11 protein-coding genes are annotated in these 19,166 nt (G+C 68.7%); 4 read left to right on the plus strand and 7 right to left on the minus strand.

Annotated elements, in window-relative coordinates:
- Positions 1 to 11 precede the first annotated feature (11 nt).
- A complete protein-coding gene (locus tag ACSHWB_RS06820; RefSeq protein ID WP_439661222.1) occupies positions 12 to 9,848 on the minus strand; it encodes a LamG-like jellyroll fold domain-containing protein in 9,837 nt (3,278 codons plus the stop codon).
- Between the two features lie 349 nt (positions 9,849 to 10,197).
- On the opposite strand from ACSHWB_RS06820, the gene ACSHWB_RS06825 reads away from it, so the two are divergent.
- Complete coding sequence (locus ACSHWB_RS06825; protein WP_439661223.1) at positions 10,198 to 12,231, plus strand: tachylectin-related carbohydrate-binding protein; 2,034 nt, start codon at positions 10,198 to 10,200, stop codon at positions 12,229 to 12,231.
- Positions 12,232 to 12,244: 13 nt separating this feature from the next.
- Positions 12,245 to 12,739, plus strand: a complete 495-nt coding sequence (locus ACSHWB_RS06830; protein ID WP_439661224.1) for an RICIN domain-containing protein — start codon at positions 12,245 to 12,247, stop codon at positions 12,737 to 12,739.
- Between the two features lie 71 nt (positions 12,740 to 12,810).
- On the opposite strand, the gene ACSHWB_RS06835 is transcribed toward ACSHWB_RS06830, so the two are convergent.
- Together ACSHWB_RS06835 and ACSHWB_RS06840 are read right to left on the minus strand one after the other, a co-directional pair.
- Positions 12,811 to 13,764 (minus strand): electron transfer flavoprotein subunit alpha/FixB family protein, encoded by a 954-nt coding sequence (locus ACSHWB_RS06835; RefSeq protein ID WP_439661225.1) that lies wholly within the window; start codon positions 13,762 to 13,764, stop codon positions 12,811 to 12,813.
- A 13-nt stretch (positions 13,765 to 13,777) separates the two neighbouring features.
- Complete coding sequence (locus tag ACSHWB_RS06840) at positions 13,778 to 14,560, minus strand: electron transfer flavoprotein subunit beta/FixA family protein (protein ID WP_439661226.1); 783 nt, start codon at positions 14,558 to 14,560, stop codon at positions 13,778 to 13,780.
- A 217-nt stretch (positions 14,561 to 14,777) separates the two neighbouring features.
- On the opposite strand from ACSHWB_RS06840, the gene ACSHWB_RS06845 reads away from it, so the two are divergent.
- Both ACSHWB_RS06845 and ACSHWB_RS06850 read left to right on the plus strand, forming a co-directional pair.
- Positions 14,778 to 15,620, plus strand: coding sequence for a DegV family protein (locus ACSHWB_RS06845; protein ID WP_439661227.1), 843 nt, complete (start codon positions 14,778 to 14,780; stop codon positions 15,618 to 15,620).
- Between the two features lie 64 nt (positions 15,621 to 15,684).
- Positions 15,685 to 15,837 carry a hypothetical protein gene (locus ACSHWB_RS06850; protein WP_177320432.1) on the plus strand — a complete coding sequence of 51 codons (153 nt, stop codon included), beginning with the start codon at positions 15,685 to 15,687 and terminating at the stop codon, positions 15,835 to 15,837.
- Here the strand turns inward: ACSHWB_RS06850 and ACSHWB_RS06855 are convergent.
- The 4 genes from ACSHWB_RS06855 to ACSHWB_RS06870 all read right to left on the minus strand — a co-directional run bounded on the left by ACSHWB_RS06855 (position 15,834) and on the right by ACSHWB_RS06870 (position 19,024).
- Positions 15,834 to 16,649, minus strand: coding sequence for an isocitrate lyase/PEP mutase family protein (locus tag ACSHWB_RS06855; RefSeq protein ID WP_439661228.1), 816 nt, complete (start codon positions 16,647 to 16,649; stop codon positions 15,834 to 15,836). The two genes, ACSHWB_RS06850 and ACSHWB_RS06855, sit on opposite strands and share 4 nt — an antisense overlap.
- A gap of 94 nt (positions 16,650 to 16,743) precedes the next feature.
- Positions 16,744 to 17,511: a hypothetical protein gene (locus tag ACSHWB_RS06860; RefSeq protein ID WP_439661229.1), complete on the minus strand. Its 768-nt coding sequence runs from the start codon at positions 17,509 to 17,511 to the stop codon at positions 16,744 to 16,746.
- An 11-nt stretch (positions 17,512 to 17,522) separates the two neighbouring features.
- Positions 17,523 to 18,077, minus strand: a complete 555-nt coding sequence (locus ACSHWB_RS06865) for a hypothetical protein (RefSeq protein WP_439661230.1) — start codon at positions 18,075 to 18,077, stop codon at positions 17,523 to 17,525.
- Positions 18,074 to 19,024 carry a hypothetical protein gene (locus tag ACSHWB_RS06870; RefSeq protein WP_439661231.1) on the minus strand — a complete coding sequence of 317 codons (951 nt, stop codon included), beginning with the start codon at positions 19,022 to 19,024 and terminating at the stop codon, positions 18,074 to 18,076. Before ACSHWB_RS06870 ends, ACSHWB_RS06865 begins: the two co-directional genes overlap by 4 nt.
- Between the last annotated feature and the right edge of the window lie 142 nt (positions 19,025 to 19,166).

The raw sequence follows: 19,166 nt of genomic DNA on the forward strand, positions 1-19,166 counted from the left end.
CGTCTCCTCGCTCAGGGCCCCTGAGTGATGTCCCAGCCGGGATCCGCACCTCTGACTCCCGGCCACCACTTGCCGATCTTGTCCTTGCGATTCTTGCGGATCGAGATGCCCTCACCGTCGGTCTTGGTGTTGTGGTGCTTGTTCCACACACGATCGGTCTCGTCGTTGTCGGGCGCCATCACCGCTGGGATCTCGGTGTCGGCCATCTGGAACGCGACCAGGCGGCGGTTGTCCAGGGTGAACAGACCGCTCGGCTGTCGCACCAGCCGGATCGGCTCGAACCGGCTCCAGTCGACGTTTCCGTTGCGGATGTCCTGGACGAAGTCGTTGATGTTGCCGCCGTTGGAGTAGTTCCAGCCCGCGGAGCTCTGCGTGAACCGGATCGAGAACGGGTCTCGAAGCTCGCAGCCCTCACCCATCGACCCGATCGGCGGGGTCTTGCCCTCGTTGTGGACGAGGAGTGGGGCGGCCTCCCTGGACGAAGCCACGAAGTACGTGTGCAGCCCGTCCACCGTGAAGTTGTGGACCTGCTGGACCCCACTCCACGACCGAGTCCCCGTGACCTCCGCCGACCGGTTGTCCGCGGTCAGGAACCGGTACGAAGGCCGCAGGTCGACAGCCTTGACCCAGCGCTTCTCCGACTCCACCCAGAACGGGTGCTCGTCGGTCGCCTGGACCTTGCCGCCCGACGAGTCGGTCAGCTCGACCATCGTCCGCTCGGAGACCTTCGACCGGACCTCGGTCACCTCGCGCGCACCGGTCGCACCCGTGATCGGGTCCTTGGCCAGCACGAAGTCGCCGACACGAACGTCCTCGATCTTCTTGCGCGACCCGTCGGCCATCAACACCAACGTGCCGGGCACGAAGCTGTTGGTGACGCCGAGACGGGAAGCCAGTGAACAAGCGGCACCCGCGGCGCCATCGGCCAGGTCGCCGGCCGAAGAGCCGCCGGCACGGCCGGGACGGGCGAAGTCGTCCACCTTCGCGCCCGCGCCCTGCGCCACCTCGGAACCCATGCGGGCCGCCGCCGGGGCGTCCTTGATGACGTCGTCGGTGTTCTTCAGCACCAGGGTGCGGAAGAAGTCCAGGACCGCGCCACCGTCCACCACGTTGTCCAACGCGTGGCTGACGATGTTCGCCGGGGAGAACGGCGAGGTGACGACCAGGTCCTTGGCCGAGAGCATCGGCTTGCGCAGGGCCGCGAACGTCGACGGCGGGATGCGCTTGGCCGCCTGTTCGGCCGCCATCTTCGCGAAGGCGTGGCCTGGCATCGAGCGGATGATGTCGCCCGCGGAACGGGCCACGGCTCTGGCCGCGCCTGCCCCGTACTTGGCTGCTCCCTTGACCACTCTGGTCACTGTCTGCTTGACGAGCTTGCCGCCGACCTTGACCCACTTGATCTCGGTGATGAGCTTGCCCGCCGAGCGCATGAGGTCGCCGGCCGACTTCGCCAGCCTGGAGGCGCCGCCGCCGAGGTTGTCGGCCGCCCTGCCGATCTTGGTGGCCTTGACGGCCTTCACGCCTGCCTTGATGCCCTTGGCGGCGAGGTTCACGACCTTGCCGGCGGGGATGAAGTTCAGCGCGGCCATGGCGCACCCGCCCCAGCTGGGGTTGGTGAGGCAGCCCTTGATGTCGTTGTAGCCGGAGACTTCCTTGACCAGTTCGAGGCCGTCGGTCTTGGCCCAGTTCCAGGCCGCCTTGGCGCCGTTGCCGATGGCGTTGCCGACCTGCTTGGCCTTGTCGCCGAGCCAGCCCCAGAAGTGGCCGTCCGGGTCGTCGTAGTTCATCGGCGAACCGCCGGCGTAGGTGTAGCGGTTCATCAGCACCGACGGCGACGACGGCAGGCTGATCGAGTCACGGCTGGTGAACGAACCCGAGGACGGGTTGTACCAGCGGGCGCCCATGTTGACCTCGCCGGACTCGGGGTCCGTCCAGTCGCCCTGGAAGCCCACCTTCAGGCCGGTGCCCGCGATGCGCTTGCCGAACGGGTCGTAGGCGACCGAGTCCTCGATGGCCGCGCCGCCGGGCTTCAGCGTGCCGACCACGTCGCCGTGGCGGTCGCTGACCGTCAGCTTCTTCTCCTCACCGGTGCCGACGGCCAGCAGTGAACCGTCGACGTTGCGGCTGAAGAAGGACTCGCCGTCCGACACCGGGTCGATGCCGAAGCCGGAGTAGCGGAACGTGCCGCCGTTGCGGCCGATCATGCGACCCATGCCGTCGTAGGTGAACGACGTGCCGCCGCGCTGCACGGCCTGGTCGAACGCGTCCCAGCCGTACGTTTCCGTCAGGCCGGACGAGGTGCGCGTCTCGAGAGTGCCGCGCGCCGAGTACGTGTAGGTGTAGTCGCCGTCGGACTCCAGGCGGTTGCGTGCGTCGAAGGTCGAGACCTTGTCGCCCGCGCGCACCCGGTTGCCGGACTTGTCCCACTCGTACTTGGTCTCCACCCCGCCGGACGTCCACGAGGTCATGCGACCGGCGTGGTCGTAGCCGTAGGTGTTGGACGACGCGCCCGCGGTGCCCGTGGTGACCTTCGACGTGAGCTGGTCGTTCAGGTCGTAGCCGTAGGCGATGGACCCGATCGTCGCTCCCGCCGACGTCTCGATCTTGTCGGTCACCTGGCGGCCCAGCGAGTCGTACTCGTACTTGCGGATCGCGTCCGGTCCGTACGTGATCTTCTCGAGGTCGCCGGCCGCGTTGTAACCGAAGGCCTGCAGCGCGTTCGTCACGCCGTCCTGGACGGTCGACAGGCGACCCTTCAGGTACGTGAACGTGTTGGTGCCCGCGGCGTCGGTCGCCGTGGTCATCCTGCCCGCGGCGTCGTAGCCGAACGACGAGTCACCGGACGGGCCGGTCGCGGTCAGCAGCTGGCCGCGGTCGTTGTAGGCGTAGGTGTTCTTGGTGTTGCGGGCGTTGACGCCCACGAGCAGGCCGCGCTCGTCGTAGTCGCGGGTGCGGGTCTGGGTCGCCTGGGGCGCACCGGAACCGGACTCCGTGCGGAGCCTTCCGAGCGCGTCGTACGTGCGCTCCCGCGTGACACCGCCCGGCGCCTGCACCTTGGTGGCGAGGCCGCGCCGGTCGTACGAGGTGGTCCAGGTGCGGTCGGCCTCACCGGGGTGCGCCGCCGTCGAAGGCTCGACGACCTTCTCCGGCAGGCCCAGCGAGTTGTACGTCGCGATGGTCGCGTTGCCGCGGCCGTCCGTCGTGCGCGTGCGCTGGTCCGCGATGTTGTAGCCGAACGTCGTGGTGATCGAGTCGGTCGCTGAGACCGGCTCCACCTGCTTCACCAGGCGGTCGGCCGCGTCGAAGGTGAACTTCGTGGAACGGCCGAGCGCGTCGATCTCCTCGACCACGTTGCCGACGGCGTCGTGCTTGAGCTGCTCGCCGCGGACGAACGAGCCGTCCGGCGCCAGGTTCAGCGTGCCGGTGAGCCAGCCGACCTGGTTGTAGACGCGGTCGGTGATGCGGCCGACGCCGTCGACCGTGCGGACCTCGCGGCCCGCGCCGTCGTACCCGAACTCGGTCTTCGAGCCGTCCGGGTCGATCGTGCGGACGCGCTGGCCGAGCTTGTCGTAGACCTGCTCGGTGACCTCGCCGACCGGGTTGGTCGACTTGAGGAGCCTGCCCGCGTCGTCGTACTGGAACGTCGACGTGAAGACGGCGGCGCGCGGCTTGCGCTCCAGCTGCGTCGCGGAGATCGGGCGCTTCAGGTCGTCGTACACCTGCTTGGTGATCGCACCCGACGGGTCCGTCGCGGTCAGCAGTTCACCGGTGCGGGTGTGGACGTACGACGTCTTGGGACCGGCCTCGCCCGGCACCGTGGGCGAAGGCAGGACCTTCTCCACGAGCTGGCCGAGCTGGTTGTAGCGGAACCGGGTCGTCGCGCCACCGGCGTCGATGACCGCGCTGACCTTGCCGTCGGGCTCGTACTCGGTGCGGACCTCCGGCACGATCGCCTCGGTCGCGCCAGGGGGCGTGTAGCCCGGTGACTTCTTCGCCACCTCGCGGCCGATGCGGTCGAACGTCGTCTCGGAGACGTCGCCCTTCGCGTCACGGTGGTGCGTCAGCTGCCCGAAAGCGTTGTAACCGCTGGTGATCCGCGCACGCGCCGCACGGGCGGTGCCACCGTTCTCCTCGACCTGGACCTGCGGGCCCGCGAGCTCGACCAGCTGGCCGGTCTCGTCGTAGGTGTAGGAGTTCGTGTACTCGGCCTGGCGGGCCGGGTCCGCGACGCCGCGCGGGTCGATCTCGGTCTTGATCCGGTCGTGGGCGTCGTAGGTCCGGACGGTGGTGATCCGCTCGGATCCCTTGTGGACGATCTCCTTGGTCTGCCTGCCGGAGGCGTCGTACTCGAAGTCGACGACCTCGGTGATCGAGGGGCCGACGAACGAGTAGTTCGACGCGTTGCCGGTCTTCTCGACCCTGGTGACGTTGCCCGCCGCGTCGTAGGTCAGCGTGCTGGTGCGGGCCAGACCGCCGGGGTCCTGCACGGTCTTGCGGGTGCGCCCGGCGGCGTCGACCTCGTACTCGGTGACGGTGCCGCCCGCGACGGCCTGCCGGATCAGGTGACCGGCCTGGTCGTAGGTGTTGTCCTGCACCGTGATGTCGCGGCGGTTGCCCTCGGCGTCACGGCCGGCGCCGACCGCGACGATCGCCCGCAGCGAGTTGTCCCGGTAGTACGCGTACCTGGTGGTGCGGCCCATCGCGTCGACGTCGGCGTAGAGCCGTCCGGCGAGGTCGTAGAGGTAGCTGTGGACGAGCAGGGAGTCCTTGCCCGGCCTGGTGTTCGAGGTCGGGTCGTTCTCGTCGTTCTGGTCCTCGTTCGGCCTCGTCGGGTCGATCGGGTCACCGGTGTAGCCGCGCAGCCAGACCTCGGCGATCTTGTTGCGCGCGGTGTAGGTGAAGTCGGTGCGGACACCGCCCGGCGTGACAGTCCACATCTTGTTGCCGAAGTGGTCGTAGCCGTGGCTGGTCTTGCGGCCCTCGGCGTCGACCTCCTCGGCGAGACGGCCGCGGTCGTCGTAGCCGAACGTCGCCTCGCGCGGCGCGTCACCACCGGTCAGGTCGACGGCTGCGAGCTTGGTGCGGTTGCCGTCGGCGTCGTAGGTGGTCCGCGTCTCCTTGGTGTGCGTGACGCCGGTGACCCGGTTGGTGATCGCGGGGTCGGTCGTCGCGACGACCCTGGACAGGTCGTCGTAGGCGTACTTCGTGGTGACCGCGACGCCGCCGGGCGGGGTCTCGGTCTCCTCGGTCTTGCGGCCGAGCCCGTCGTAGGAGTACGAGGTGAGGAGTCCGGTGGGCGACTTCGCCCAGGCGAGGTCACCGTCGCGGTAGTAGCCGTAGGTGGTCTGGCCCGTGCCCGTCTGCTCGGTGCTCATCACGAGACCGGCCGGGACGTTGCCGGTGTCGACCGCGGCGTCCGAGCTCTCCGTCGAGTAGCGGTGGGTGACGACCTGGCCGCCCGCCGCGGTGCTCTTCAGCAGGTTGCCGGAGACGTCGTACTCGGACTTGTCCAGGTACCTGTCGTCGGCGGGGCCGGACGAGCGCGCGTCCCGTTCACCGATCACCTTGTCGTTGCGGGGATCGGTGAAGTCGCCGGGGTTGAGGAAGTGCTCGACGTAGCTCGTGTGGCAGTCCGTGCCGTGACGACGGCAGTTCGTCGTCTGCTTCACGTTGCCGCGCTCGTCGTTCACCATCTTGACCTGGTTGCCCAGCTCGTCGCTGATGGTGCTCTGGAAGCCGGACGTGTCGTAGTCGTAGGTCCGCACGCCGCGCGTCTTGCCGCTCGAGTCGACGATCTGCGGCGGCGTGGTGCCGCCCTTTCCGACGCAGAAGACGGGTGCGCCGTCCTCCACCCCGGACGCGGGCTGGCAGTTCGGGTTCGACGTCGGCGTGGCGGCCTGCGGCAGCCGGTCCTCCGGCCGGGTGCTCATGCCGATCGGCGAGATGTAGCGCAGGATCCGGCTTCGCTTCGCGTCGTAGTCGTAGCTGTGCAGACGCTCGCCGGGGTCGGTCACGTTGATCGTGCGGATCAGGTTGTCCGCGGAGCCGGTCATGACCGGCTGGTCGATCTTCCACCTGCCGCCGTCTGCGTCGACGACCTCGCGCACCCGGTCGTTGCCGTGGTCGTAGGCGATCGTGCTCGCCATCCGTCCACTCGGGAGCGTGATCTTCGTGAGGTGGGGCGCCTGCGCCTTCTCGGCGATGTGGGCCTTCACCGCGGGCAGGCCGAGCGAGTGCTCGTAGACCGCGAGCTCGTCGATCTCACCGGTGAAGTGGCGGCGCTTGCCCGCGCCGTAGCTCGGCCAGGCACCCTCGACGGGCGCGTAGGCGGAGCCGAGCTGGGAGAAGCTCAGGTTGGCGTGGTCGATGTCGCCGTCGAGGTCGCCGCCCTGCTGCGCGCCGTCGACGTACAGCTGCTGCTTGGAGACCGCGCCCGTCAGCACGACGTGGTGCCAGTTGCCGTCGTTGACCGCGCTCGTGGACGTGAGCGGGGCGACCCTGCCGTTCCAGAACTGACCGCGCAGCTTGCCGTCCTCGCCGACGTACAGCATCGGTATGCCGTTGGCGGAGTCCTCGCCGATCGGCTTGTTCTGGTAGCCGAGCAACGGGCCGTTGCCGGTGGTGCGGAACCAGAACTCCACCGCGACGTCACGGCTCAGGCGCACGGCGTCGCGCGGGAGTTCCACGACGGACGACGTGCCGTTGAAGCCGGCGGCCGGGTTCTGGTTGCCGTCGAGCGGGCTGACCTTGCCGAGCAGGACGTCCTTGAACTTCGCCGCGTCCTGGCCGAGGTTCGTGAGGACCTCGCTGCGCGCGCTGTCGCCCGTGCCCTCGCCGAGCCGCCAGTAGTGCTTGGGCCGCGAGTCGAGCACGACGCTGCGGTAGTGCGAACCCTGCTCGTAGTTGTAGGTCGTGCACTCGTTCTTCGGGTTGCAGACCGAGATGAGCTTGTGCGGGTCCGTGGCGTCGTAGGTGTACTTCCACTCCAGGACCTTGGTCTCGGTCTCCTGGATGTACGCACGCTTGACGTGCTTGTTCGGGCCCCACTCCAGCCGCAGCTGGCGGGCGCGGCCGCTGCCGTCGGTGAGGGTGCTGGTGATGCGGGTGGGTCCGACGTCGGGCAGGCCGTAGGTGAGCTTCACGCCGCGGCGCTGCGCGTCGTTGATCTCGATCAACCGGCCGTCGAGCTTGCGGAACTTGTACTGGTTGGCCGCCTTGTCGACGAGCACGTACGTCTCGGTGCCGCTGATGGTCTCCAGGAAGAACGTGGAGAACCGGCCGGGCGGCGGCGCGTAGGTGCGGTCGAGCGTGCCGTCGGTGTTGCGGTGCGCGCCGAACCGCACGGTCTGGCCGTCCGGGTAGGTGACGACGACGTTGCCGGAACCGTCGTTGTCCTCGATGACGCGCATGTCGAGCCGCGACACCCAGCCGGATCCGAACGCGAGGTCGCGGCGCGGGTCGAGGCTGTTGTAGGTGCGGGCCAGCGTGAGGTCCGGGCCGACGGTCGCGAGGGAGGCGTCGATCGCGGCCGAGGTGTAGTTGCCGTTGACCGGGTTGAAGTCGCGGTCACCGCCGCTGTAGGGAGCGGCGCCGATCTGCGAGGTGACCTCGGGCTGCGGCACGTTCGTCAGCAACGCGCTCCAGCCGAGCGCCTCGCTCTCGGAGTTGCCGTCGAAGGCGAAGGCACGCCACACGTAGGTCTTGCTCCAGCGCAGCTTGCCCTTGGGGATCGTCCACGTGGGACGGTCGATGCGGCCGGACTCGAAGCACGAGCCGCTGACGGGCTTGTTCTCCTTGTCCGCCTCGCAGACCTCGAAGCGGTACTTCAGCGTGGAGCCGCCCGGCGCGTCGACGTCGGTCGCGTTCACCCAGAGCTGCTGGTCGAGCGACGGAGCGGAGTGGCCGTTCGGCGGATACTGGCCGGTGACGATCGGCGGCACGTCGAAGACCTGCAGGCCGAGCCGCGCCGGCGCCACCTGCTCGTCGGTGAAGACCTTGACGCCCTTGTGCACCATGGTGAACTCGAGGCTGTACTGACCGGGCTCGACCCGGCCGATCTTCGCGTCGAGCGTCACGGACTGGCCGCGCGCCACGTCGTGCGGCAGCTGCGCGGACTCGGTCTCGGTCTGGTAGCCACCGCGGGCGTCGAAGCGCCGGTACGCGAGGAAGTACTCGCCGGGCTTCCAGGTGTTCTTGCCCAGGTTGGTGACCTTGACCTTGATCACGCCGTCCTGGTTGCGGGTGACCGGAGGCGTCGGGACGCCGTTCTCGATGTGGTAGGTCGCGTTGTACGGCGAGTGCGTGACGTAGAGGGTCGGCGGAACCGCGCTGTTGTGGCCCGCGATCTTCTTCCAGCCGAACGGGTCGGTCTCCGACGCGCGCAGGCTCAGGCCATGGTTGGCCTGGCTGTGGTTGACCCAGCGCTGCACCAGGTCGCGGCCGCTGTCACCGAGGTTGATGGCCTGGCCGGTGGCGGGACAGGCCGAGGAGTTGGCGCCGCGCGGGATGTAACCCTGCGCGAACGAGCTCGACGCCACCGCGTTGCCGTCGATCGACGGACCGGGGTAGCTGTACTGGTTGCGCGGGTCCCAGTCCTGCGTGACCGCGTGCACCTGCATCGGGAACGGCCGGCACGACCAGGAGTAGTAGTTGAGCAGGAACAGCTGCGCGCCGAAGATCCGGTGGTCGCGCAGGTCGTTCTCGATGCCGGGGAACTTCAGGTAGGTGGTGGCGTTGATGCCGCCGGACGCGTGGCCGACCTTGAGCTCCAGGCCGTCGGACGTGCGGCCGCTCGATCCACCGGTCCGCTGCACGTACATGCTGGTGGCGGCCTTGCGCTCCAGGACGCTCGGGTCGACCGTGACGGGGAACCGGCGGGCAGGGTCCTTCAGCCACGCCTGGTCGAGCTCGACCTTGAGGGTGCTGCCGCCGACGATCTCGTAGCGCACGCCGTAGGAGGTGGCGGGCTCACCGGAGTTCTCGTCGATCTTGCTGTCGGTCATGAAGCCCGCGGGGATGACGGCGCGTTCGACGCCCCCGCCGTCGGTCAGCACGACCGCGTTGTCGACGACCTTCGCGTTGAGTCCCTTGAGCTGCAACGGGAAGTGCCACGTCGTCGGCGCGTTGGCGCTGTGCAGGACGAGGTCTTCCTTGAAGCCGCCGGGAGTGGCGTTGACGCGGAGGTCGGACTCGGGACGCGCGCCGGGGTAGGTGACCGTGCTGCCCGAGGCCTGGCCGGCGACGGGTGCCGCGTCCTGCAGGCGGTAGCTCAGCGAGTGGTCGCGGTCGAGCTCGAGGGTGATGAGCTGGGTCGCGTCCGCACGACCGGCCAGCTTCGTGGTCACGGCGTCGGCGGTGTTGCGCCAGCCGGAACCGTCCTGCCTGAGGTTCGTGTCGACGCGCTGCCACCTGCCGTCGGCATCGCGGTAGTTCACGCGGTTCTGCGAGTACGCGGTGGTCTCGGTGCCGTCGGCGTTGCGGTAGGTGGACTTGTACTCGTCGCGCCGGTCGGAGAGCTCCTGGCTCGTCTTCTGGTCGAAGCCCTTGAGCTGCGGCGACGGGGAGTCCAGCACCTTGGTCTCGCTGGTGCGCTGGTACTGCGGGCCCATCGTCACGATCGGCGGGTACTTCGCCTGTTCGGACCGGGCCTGCGCGGTGTTGGCGACGTCGTCGTCCACGACGTGGTCGCGGTGCTTCAGGCGGGCCGCGGCCTTGCCGGCGGTCGTCCAGTCCTGGTCGGGGGTGCCCGCCAGGGCCTCTTGGAACTGGCGCTGCGCCTCACGCTGGGCGAACCAGCCCTCCAGCACCGCGCTCGACGACGGGCCGACGATTCCGCCGACCAGGGTCATGATCAGACACAGGACGAGGAATCTTTTGTTGCGCGCGAAATGAGGGCGCGCGAAAGCGCCCGGAAACCTGGACACGTGGACCTTCCCCCAGCGGACGGACCGAACCGACACGGGCGTACTGCCGTGTAATCGGACAGTAAAGCCGGGAACCTCTCAGCGCAAGCTCAGGTTTCGAACCCGAGCGCGTTACACATTCGCCGGTGTGCCTGCTCACACCATCTCGATTCGCGACTCTTGACACGGGTGGTCATACTTCGATCCGCAGGGCATCTGGGGGCGAGATGTCGATCTTGCCAGCAGCACACAACCTTGTGGATCCATCTCGAACATGACCTGACAGAGGGGTGTCATGGCCATCAGTCATGCGCGCAGAACCACGTCGACGCTGCTCAGCGCCGCGCTGGCGGCGTCCGCACTGACGCTCGTGCAGTCGGCTCCGGCCGCTGTCGCGGCGGAGACCATTCAGTGCAAGAGCTCGTCGACGATTTACGCGGCATTGCCGGACAAGTGGTTCCGCGCCTATCCGCATTCCGAGCCGGAAACGGGCGCCGCACAGTGGGACCCGACCGCCATCGGCCCCCAGGTGATTGACGCAACAATGGTCGCCGGGCCGGACGGCATCATCTACACGGTGCACGACGGAAAGCTGGAGAAGCGGCGCTGGAACGGCGCGTCCTTCGACAACAACAGCCCCGAGGTGATTCCGACCCCCTGGGCCGGCTGGAACAACACGCCTGCACGCTTCCGCATCTCGGTCGACGCGAAGGGCGATTTCTACAAGGTCGACGACGCCGGCACGCTGACCTGGGCCCGGTACAACGGGACCACGCAGACCTGGTCCGAGCGGGTCCTCGACACCGGGTGGGGCAAGTACGACCAGGTCTTCACCTCGGGTGAGGGTGTGATCTGGGCGCGCAATCCGGACGAAATGAACGGCCGGTTGTACCGCTACGTCTACCACGCCGATTCGCAGCGCTGGCTGCAATACGGCAAAGCGGACGGATCGGGCTGGAACATGTACCACCGCCTCGTCGGCGTCGGTGCCGACGTGATCTACGGATTCACGAAGGACGGCATCGGTTTCGGCGGCAACGATCCGGGCACCAAGCCCAACCAGATCGTCTGGTACCGCTATGCCGCGGAGACGAACACCTGGCAGGGCGGCAACTACATGGGCTGGGGCTGGAACCCGGCCTGGAAGATCATCGGCGCGCCGGACTCGTGCAAGTGGGTCGGTGGCACCGTTCCCCAGCGTCCCGGCCTGACCGAGGGCGACAACCGCGCCGCGAGCCTCGTGCAGACCTCCGACGGCCGCGTGCACCACCTGTGGGTGGACGGACAGGGTGGACTCGTCCACGCCCGGCAGCGCGACCTGGTCGACCCGACCGCGGCCGACCTGAGCACCGTTCCCCAGTCGCAGAACCTCACCGGTGGCGCCTCGCTCGCCGCGCAGGAGGACGGCCGCCTGTTCGGCCTCGGCGCGGGCACCAACTCGTCGATCCTGAGCTCACTGGAGCCCACCAAGGACGCGAACTTCCCCGTGGGCAAGGACTTCGGCGGTTTCACCGCCTCCTCGCCGACCGTGGTGAAGGGCAAGGACAACCTGCTCTCGGCGTTCATCGTCGACGGCAGCGGTGACATCTGGGCGCGCGGGCAGAACACGGCCAACGCCGAGCTGCGCCCGTGGGTGAAGGGCCAGGTCTCGTTCCCCGGCACGACGCCGGGCCCGACGCCGAAGTTCGCGGGTCGCGCCGTGACCGCCGTCGCCGACAACGGCGCCATCGTGGTGATCGCGTCCGACGTGAACGGCCAGCCGTGGGTCGCCAACTACCACGGCAACGGCAACTTCGTCGGCGGCTGGACCGCCCTCGGCCAGCCGCAGGGCACCACCCTCGCCTCGGCCGCCTCGGCCGCGCTGACCCGTGACGGCACGATCCAGCTCGCCGCCCGCGGCACCGACGGCAAGGTGTACACCAAGCGCCAGGCCACCGACGGCACCTGGACCGGTGCGTGGACCAAGATCCACGATCGCGCGTTCCTCGGCCAGCCCGCGATCCTGACCTCGACGGGCGGCACGACGTTTGTGGCCGCGCGTTCGACGGACAACTACGTCTACGAGACGGGCACCACCACGCCGGGCGGTGCGATCTTCCGCACCTGGAACCTGGTGCGCGGCAGCGACTTCCCCGAGCCGTCCGCCACGGACCCCGGTGTCGTCGCGATGTCCAACGGCAACTGGGTCCTGAGCTACCGCAACGAGTTCGGCGAGATCCTCATCGCGTACGCGACCACGTCGGGCTCGTCGATCGCGGCACGGTCGGCGTCCGCCGACGCACCGGCTGCCAAGGCGCCGGGGTTCACCGTCAAGAAGACCAAGCGGTAGAAGGGGTTTCGTCATGATCCGCAAGCTCGTCGCGCTCTTCGCCGCCTGCGCCGCGGCCGTCGTGCTGGCCCAGCCCGCCTCGGCGATCGTGAACCCGGTGGAGATCAGCCTCAAGAACGCCCAGTCCGGCCTGTGCATGGACCTGCTCGGCCACAACCAGGCCGACGCCGCCCCCATCGTCCAGTGGGACTGCAACGGCCTGAGCAACCAGAAGTTCGTGCTGGAGAAGAAGGGCGACAACGAGTACGCCCTGAAGATCAAGTTCAACGGCAAGTGCCTCGACCAGCCGTTGGGCAACTTCGCCGACAACGTCCAGGTCACGGTCTACCCGTGCCACTACAACGCGAACCAGCTCTGGTTCATCGAGCGGCTCCCGAACGTCCCTGACCAGTTCGTGCTGCGCAACAAGTACACGAACAAGTGCCTGGAGAACGGCATCCAGACGGTCAAGGAGAAGCCGATCTTCCAGTTCCAGTGCCACCAGGACACGCACCAGCGCTGGATCTGAGTCCTACCAACGAGAAAGCTCCTCCCCGGCGAGCCGGGGAGGAGCTTTTCGCTTGCGTCAGGCCGTGTTACTCAGCCCTTGCGCTTCTTGACCTCTTCGGTCAGCTGCGGCGCGACGTTGAACAGGTCGCCCACGACACCGAAGTCGGCGATCTCGAAGATCGGGGCCTCGGGGTCCTTGTTGACCGCGACGATCGTCTTCGAGGTCTGCATGCCGGCGCGGTGCTGGATGGCACCGGAGATGCCCAGCGCCACGTACAGCTGCGGCGAGACCGTCTTACCGGTCTGGCCCACCTGGAACTGGTGCGGGTAGTAGCCGGAGTCGACGGCGGCGCGCGAGGCACCGACAGCCGCACCCAGCGAGTCCGCGAGCTCCTCGACGGTCGAGAACTTCTCGGCCGAGCCGACGCCGCGGCCACCGGAGACGACGACCGAGGCCTCGGTCAGCTCCGGGCGGTCGCCGCCGACGACGGTCTCGCGCGAGGTCACGCGGGCGGACTTGGCGGTGTCCACGGAGACGGAGACCGACTCGTCGAGAACGGCGTCCGCGGCGGACTCCTCGGCCTCCACGCCGCCGGGGCGGACGGTGATGACCGGAGTGCCCTTGCTGACCTTCGCCTTGACGACGAAGGCCCCACCGAAGATGGACTGCACGCCGGTGCCGTCGGCCTCGACGTCCACGACGTCCACGAGCCAGCCGGAGTCGATGCGCACGGCGAGACGGCCCGCGACCTCCTTGCCCTCGATCGTCGCGGAGACGAGCACCGCGGACGCGTTCGGGGCGAGGGCGGCGAGCGCATCGACCTTCGGGGTCACCAGGAAGCCGGCGGCGTCGTCGGACTCGACGGCGTAGACCTTCGTGGCGCCGTACTTGCCCAGCGACTCGCGGATCTTCGACGCGGTGCCGGGAGCGCCGACGACCACTGCGGCCGGGGTGCCCAGCCGGCGCGCGGCCGTGAGCAGCTCGTAGCTGACCTTCTTGACCTCGCCGTCGACGTGGTCGACCAGTACCAGAACTTCAGACATGATTTCCCCTCCCTCAGATGAGCTTCTGGCCGACGAGGAACTCGGCGATCTTGGATCCGCCGTCGCCACCGTCCTCGACGCGCTGACCCGCGCTGCGCGGCGGCTTCGGGGAAGCCTCCAGCACCTGGGTCCACGCGCCGGACAGGCCGACCTCGGACGCGTCGATGCCCAGGTCCGCCACGGACAGCGTGGAGACGGGCTTCTTCTTCGCGGCCATGATGCCCTTGAAGGACGGGTAACGCGGCTCGTTGATCTTCTCGGTCACGGAGACCACGGCCGGCAGCGACGCCTCGAGGAACGCGACGCCCTCGTCGGTCTCGCGCTCACCCTTGATCGTCGTGCCCTCGACGGTGACCTTGCGCAGCTGAGTGACCTGCGGCAGGCCGAGCAGCTCGGCGAGGATGGCCGGAACCGCACCCGCGCGGCCGTCGGTGGCCTCGTTGCCCGCGATGACCAGGTCGACGTTCTCGACCGTGCCGATCGCCTTCGCGAGGACCTTCGCCGTCGCCAGCACGTCCGAACCGTGCAACGCCTCGTCGCTCACGTGGATCGCCTTGTCGGCACCCATCGACAGCGCCTTGCGGATCGCGTCGGTGGCGCGTCCGGGACCCATCGCGATCACGGTCACCTCGCCGCCGTGGGCCTCCTGCAGCAGCAGGGCCTCTTCGACAGCGCGCTCGTTGATCTCGTCGAGCACGGCATCCGCGGATTCGCGATCAAGGGTGTGGTCGGCGTCGGTGAGCTTGCGCTCGGACCAGGTGTCAGGCACCTGCTTGACCAGGACAACAATGTTCATAGGTCCTCTTCGACCTCCTGCGGACGGGCGGCGACGCTTACGCGGAGGACTCTAGGGACTGCGCCGCCGGGTGTTCACGACCCTGCCATCAATCCGGATGTTACCCGCCAGTAGCACCACTGCAAACGCCAGCAAGCACCCCGCAAGCGTGATGGTTCTCACCCGGTGTCGCCACCTTTTGAGACGTAACCCATTCGGAGGTCTAGGCTGCGCTGACATGTACCGCCGAGTAGCGATCGTGACAGACTCCACGGCTTGTCTCCCGGCGCAGCTGACTGATCGACTCGGCATCGAAGTGGTGCAGATCCAGGTGAGGATCGGCGACCACACCGACGACGAGTCCCGCATCCCGGTCCCCGAGCTGGTCTCGGCCATGCGTTCGAACGTGCCCGTCGCGACGATCCCACCCGATCCGGGCGCGTTCTTCTGGACGTACAACGAGCTGGCAGCGCAGGGCGTTCGCTCGATCGTGTCCGTGCACGTGTCGAGCCGCCAGTCCGCGACCGTGGAGGCCGCTCGGGAAGCCGCCGCGAAGGTCCGCGTGCCCGTGCACGTCGTCGACACGCACACCTGCGGGATGAGCATCGGCTACGCAGTCCAGGCCGCCGCGAAGGTGGCCGAGGCGGGCGGCAACGTGGAGAAGGTGCTCGCCACCGCGCAGCGCCGTTTCGACAGATCCACCGAGCTGATCTACGTGGACACCCTCGAGTACCTGCGCCGCGGCGGCCGCATCGGTGCCGCGGCCGCGCTGGTCGGCGGCGTGCTGTCGATGAAGCCGCTGCTGACCATGGCCGACGGCCAGATCACGCCGCTGGACAAGGTGATCGGCGCCGACCGCGCGCTCAACCGGATGCTGGACATCGCGATCAAGCGCGCGGGCACCGACACCGTGGACGTGGCCGTCGAGCACTTCGACGCCCAGGAGAAGGCAGCGCGCCTGCTGCGCAAGCTCCGCACCGGCGTGCCCAACGTCCGCCAGTTCATGCTGACGCAGGTCAGCTCGGCCATCGGAGCCCACGTGGGCCCCGGCGCGCTGGGCATCACAGTTTCACCGGTGTGACCCTCGGGAACTCCAGGTGCTGTTCCGTCCGTTGAACTGGACGTAACGGACACCTGGAGGACCGATGGCCGGTTTCATGGACAAGATCACCAGGTTCCTGCGCAGCCCGCAGGGCCACAAGCTCCAAGCCAAGGCACGGCAGATGGCTCAGGACCCGCGCAAGCGTGCGCAGGCCGAGCAGCTGCTGCGCAAGCTTCGTGGTGGCAAGAAGCACTAGTCCCTGAAGAGCGCGTTCAACTCGCCGTAGCCCAGCCCGTCGCTGGTGCTGTCGTACGTGCCCTTCGCCAACAGTTCTTCGGCGGCCTTCTTGGCCGTCGCGTAGGCGGCTGACGCCAGCGCGGTACCGACGCTGATCCTGGCCGCGCCCGCGGTCCCGAGTTCGTGGACCGCGGGTGCGCCTGGTCCGGCGAGGACGTTGAGCGGCGCGTCGATCCCCTTGGCCAACGCCTCGACGGTGGCCACATCCGTCACGCCCGGCACGAAGATGCCGCTGGCCCCCGCCTCCAGATACGCCCTCGCGCGCTCCAGCGTGTGCGCGAGCCGGTCCCGCGGCTCACCGATGCCGCGCAGGTACACGTCGATCCTGGCGTTGACGTAGAGGTCCGGCGCGGCCTCCCGCGCGGCGTTGAGCCGCTCCTGCTGTTCTTTCACGTCGCGAAGCCCGGCCCCGTGCGCGTCCTCGATGTTGACGCCGGACGCGCCCGCCTCGCTGACGGCCTTCGCCGTCTCGCCGACCTCCTTCGCGTCCGCGCCGAAGCCGGACTCGATGTCCGCGGTCACCGGGATCCTGACTGCCTTCGCGATCCTGGCGACGAGGTCGAGGGCGAGACCGCGGTCGAGCGCGTCGCCGTCCGGGGCACCGAGACTCCACGCCACGCCGGCGCTCGTGGTGGCGACGGCCTTGGCGCCCGCCGCCTCGACGATGAGGGCGGAGGCGACGTCCCAGGCGTTGGGGAGGGCGAGCGGGCCGGACTCGGGGGCCTGGTGGAGGGCGTGGAAGAGCTTCGTGCGGTCAGAGGCGGAAGTCATGATCGATTGATATCAGCAGGAACCGACAGTTTTCCGGCGGTTTTCGGACAGGAACCGATTGCTTTCCGACACGGGTGAGTTGTCGGCGCGGCGGTCAGTTGCTGCCCGCCTTGCGGCGCACCTCTTCGAACGTCCTCAGGTAGCGCTGCCGGAAGTCTTCGCGTTCGACCCACGTCGTGTGTTCGACGGGCTGGGGTGAGGCCGGCGGCGGCAGCGCGGTTCGCACGACGGGCGGAGCGGGCTCCGGCTCGGGTTCCTCGACCGGCTCCGGGATCGAATTCTCAGCGACCTCGAGAGCGTCGGGGCTCTCGACGCTGTCGGAACTCTCGGCGCTCGCGGGAACGGCAGGACTGTCGGTGCTCGGCGCTACGGTTGATTCGGGGGCTTCGAAATTCCCCACGGGGGGAACGAGGTCCCCATCCCAATCATATCCAGCGGCACCGACAGTTTTCGGCTCGGCGACCGGCTCGGCGGGCTCTCGTTCCACGACCGGCGCAGCAGTACGACCCGCGACCGGCTCGGCCGGCCTCGGTTCCGCGACAGGCTCAACCGGCTTCCGCGTCCCAACCGCCTCGACTGGCTTCCGCATCCCGACCGGCTCCGCCAGCGCAGCCAGCGCCGGCTCCATCTGCCGCAGCCCCATCACCGGGTTGCGGTGGATCGGCCGCGAGTCGTAGTCGGCGTCCACCGGCTCGACGGCCGCGGGCTTGTTCACCCACGTCCGCTCGTCCGGCGCCTGCGCGGTGGCGGGCTCGGGGGTGGCGGCGTCCTCGCGGCGCCGCACCAGCACGTACATCAGGGCTGCCCCCAGGGTGAAGGACAGCACGCACAGCCCGAAGACGATCCCGACTGCCCCTGCCATGGCGAAGGCTCCTAGCTGACGAGGACGTCGATCTGAGGTCCGAAGTCCGAGGGCGGGCCCCACACGGGGTCCACGATGACGCGAGTGGCGACTACCTTGTCCACGCCCTGCTCGGCCAGGTACTGCCGCAGCAGACCGGCCCTCTCCATCGCGAGCACGTCGCAGCGGTGCGAGGCCGTCTCGCCGTTCCACGCGTGCGCCACCAGCGTCACCGAGCCGACGGCGTTGCGCAGCACACCGGCCAGCGATCGCCGCACGTCCTCGCCGCGGCCCACGAGTGACGCGGTGCCCGGTGCGAACGTGATGCCCTTGACGGCGTGTGCGGAGAAGAGGTCGCGCACTGCCTCCTGCGCCACCGGTGCGGACAGCAGCACCGGTGCGGGCGGCTCCATGCGTTGCGGTGCAACGAAGTCCGTGATCGGGATCGGGCCCGCGAGCACGGCCGGCACCGCGGGCGAGGACGACAGGGCCGTCTCCAGTTCGGTGCCGTAGACGGAGAAGCCGAACGCCGTCACCGACGCCGGCACCATCAGTGCACCTACGACCAGCGGGACCCAGCGCTTCACGACGCCGCCACCTGTTCCGGGATGTGCACCGGGGCGACACGGTCAGCGGCCACCGAGAGGGCGGCGCGGGCCGCCGAGAGCTGTGCGTGGACGGTGCGCTTGAGCTCGTGCAGCTCGTCGGTCCGGTCGGCCACCTCCGCCAGGCGGCGCTGCGCCTCGCGGCTCGCCATCTTCACCACGAACTCCGAGCGCGCCCTGGCCAGCGCCTCCTGCTCCTGCAGGTGTTGCGCGGCCTCGTTGCGGCGGCGGGTCAGCGTGAAGTCGAAGTACTGCTGCGCCTTCTCGCGCTTGCGCTCGGAGTCGGCCTCCAGGGCGTTGCACTGGAGCGCGGTCTCCCGCAGCAGCATGTCCGCGTCGATCTGGGCCTGGGCAACGGCCTCGGTGCACTCGCGCTCGACCTCGTCGGCGCGCTGGCGGTGCTGGGCCTCGAGGTCGGCGCAGCGGCGTTCCATCTCGACCTCGCGGCGCTCCACGGCCGCGGCACGCGACGCGCAGTCCTGACGCACCGCGTAGAGCTCGGACTCTGCTTCCGACCGCATGGCCGCGGACTCACGCTCGGCCTCGGCGCGCAACGCGGCGACTTCAACGTCTGTGCGCGCGCGGAGGTCGGCGCACTCGCGCTCGGCCTGCAGGTGCATCTCCGCGGCCTCGTCCTCGGCGAGGCGGAGCATGCGGTGCATCCGTTCGGTCGCGCTCGCATGCGTGCCCGAGGTGGTTTCGAGGCGTTCGATCCTGGCGCGCGCCTCTTCCAGGTCCTGGCGCGTCATTTCCAGGAGCTTGCGCAAATCCGCCGCCTGCGCCAGCGCCTCGCCCCGGTCGAGGCTCGTGAAGCGGAGCTGCTCCTCGAGATTCTCGATGTGCTCGATGACCTGACGCCGATGAAAACCGCGGTAGACAACGTCAAAACCGGCGTGCAGCGGAACTAGTTCCTGCTCTTTTGCACCCATGGTCACCTACTCACTCAACCGGGCCGAAGATTGTGCGAGCTTACCCAGGGCAGGTGACCCCAACCAGCGTCGACAATGGACGGACGAGGTTGATGTAACACGTGGAATAACGCGTCTTTCCTGCGCAAACAAGACACCCGTA

The organism is Lentzea sp. HUAS TT2, assembly GCF_051853195.1.
GTDB lineage: Bacteria > Actinomycetota > Actinomycetes > Mycobacteriales > Pseudonocardiaceae > Lentzea.

What these genes read in the sequence shown, in the direction of transcription:
- ACSHWB_RS06840 (WP_439661226.1), bottom strand. Translation starts at nt 14,560, where the DNA reads ATGAACATTGTTGTCCTGGTCAAGCAGGTGCCTGACACCTGGTCCGAG.
- ACSHWB_RS06860 (WP_439661229.1), bottom strand. Translation starts at nt 17,511, where the DNA reads ATGGCAGGGGCAGTCGGGATCGTCTTCGGGCTGTGCGTGCTGTCCTTC.
- ACSHWB_RS06855 (WP_439661228.1), bottom strand. Translation starts at nt 16,649, where the DNA reads ATGACTTCCGCCTCTGACCGCACGAAGCTCTTCCACGCCCTCCACCAG.
- ACSHWB_RS06830 (WP_439661224.1), top strand. Translation starts at nt 12,245, where the DNA reads ATGATCCGCAAGCTCGTCGCGCTCTTCGCCGCCTGCGCCGCGGCCGTC.
- ACSHWB_RS06835 (WP_439661225.1), bottom strand. Translation starts at nt 13,764, where the DNA reads ATGTCTGAAGTTCTGGTACTGGTCGACCACGTCGACGGCGAGGTCAAG.
- ACSHWB_RS06850 (WP_177320432.1), top strand. Translation starts at nt 15,685, where the DNA reads ATGGCCGGTTTCATGGACAAGATCACCAGGTTCCTGCGCAGCCCGCAG.
- ACSHWB_RS06825 (WP_439661223.1), top strand. Translation starts at nt 10,198, where the DNA reads ATGGCCATCAGTCATGCGCGCAGAACCACGTCGACGCTGCTCAGCGCC.
- ACSHWB_RS06820 (WP_439661222.1), bottom strand. Translation starts at nt 9,848, where the DNA reads ATGACCCTGGTCGGCGGAATCGTCGGCCCGTCGTCGAGCGCGGTGCTG.
- ACSHWB_RS06870 (WP_439661231.1), bottom strand. Translation starts at nt 19,024, where the DNA reads ATGGGTGCAAAAGAGCAGGAACTAGTTCCGCTGCACGCCGGTTTTGAC.
- ACSHWB_RS06845 (WP_439661227.1), top strand. Translation starts at nt 14,778, where the DNA reads ATGTACCGCCGAGTAGCGATCGTGACAGACTCCACGGCTTGTCTCCCG.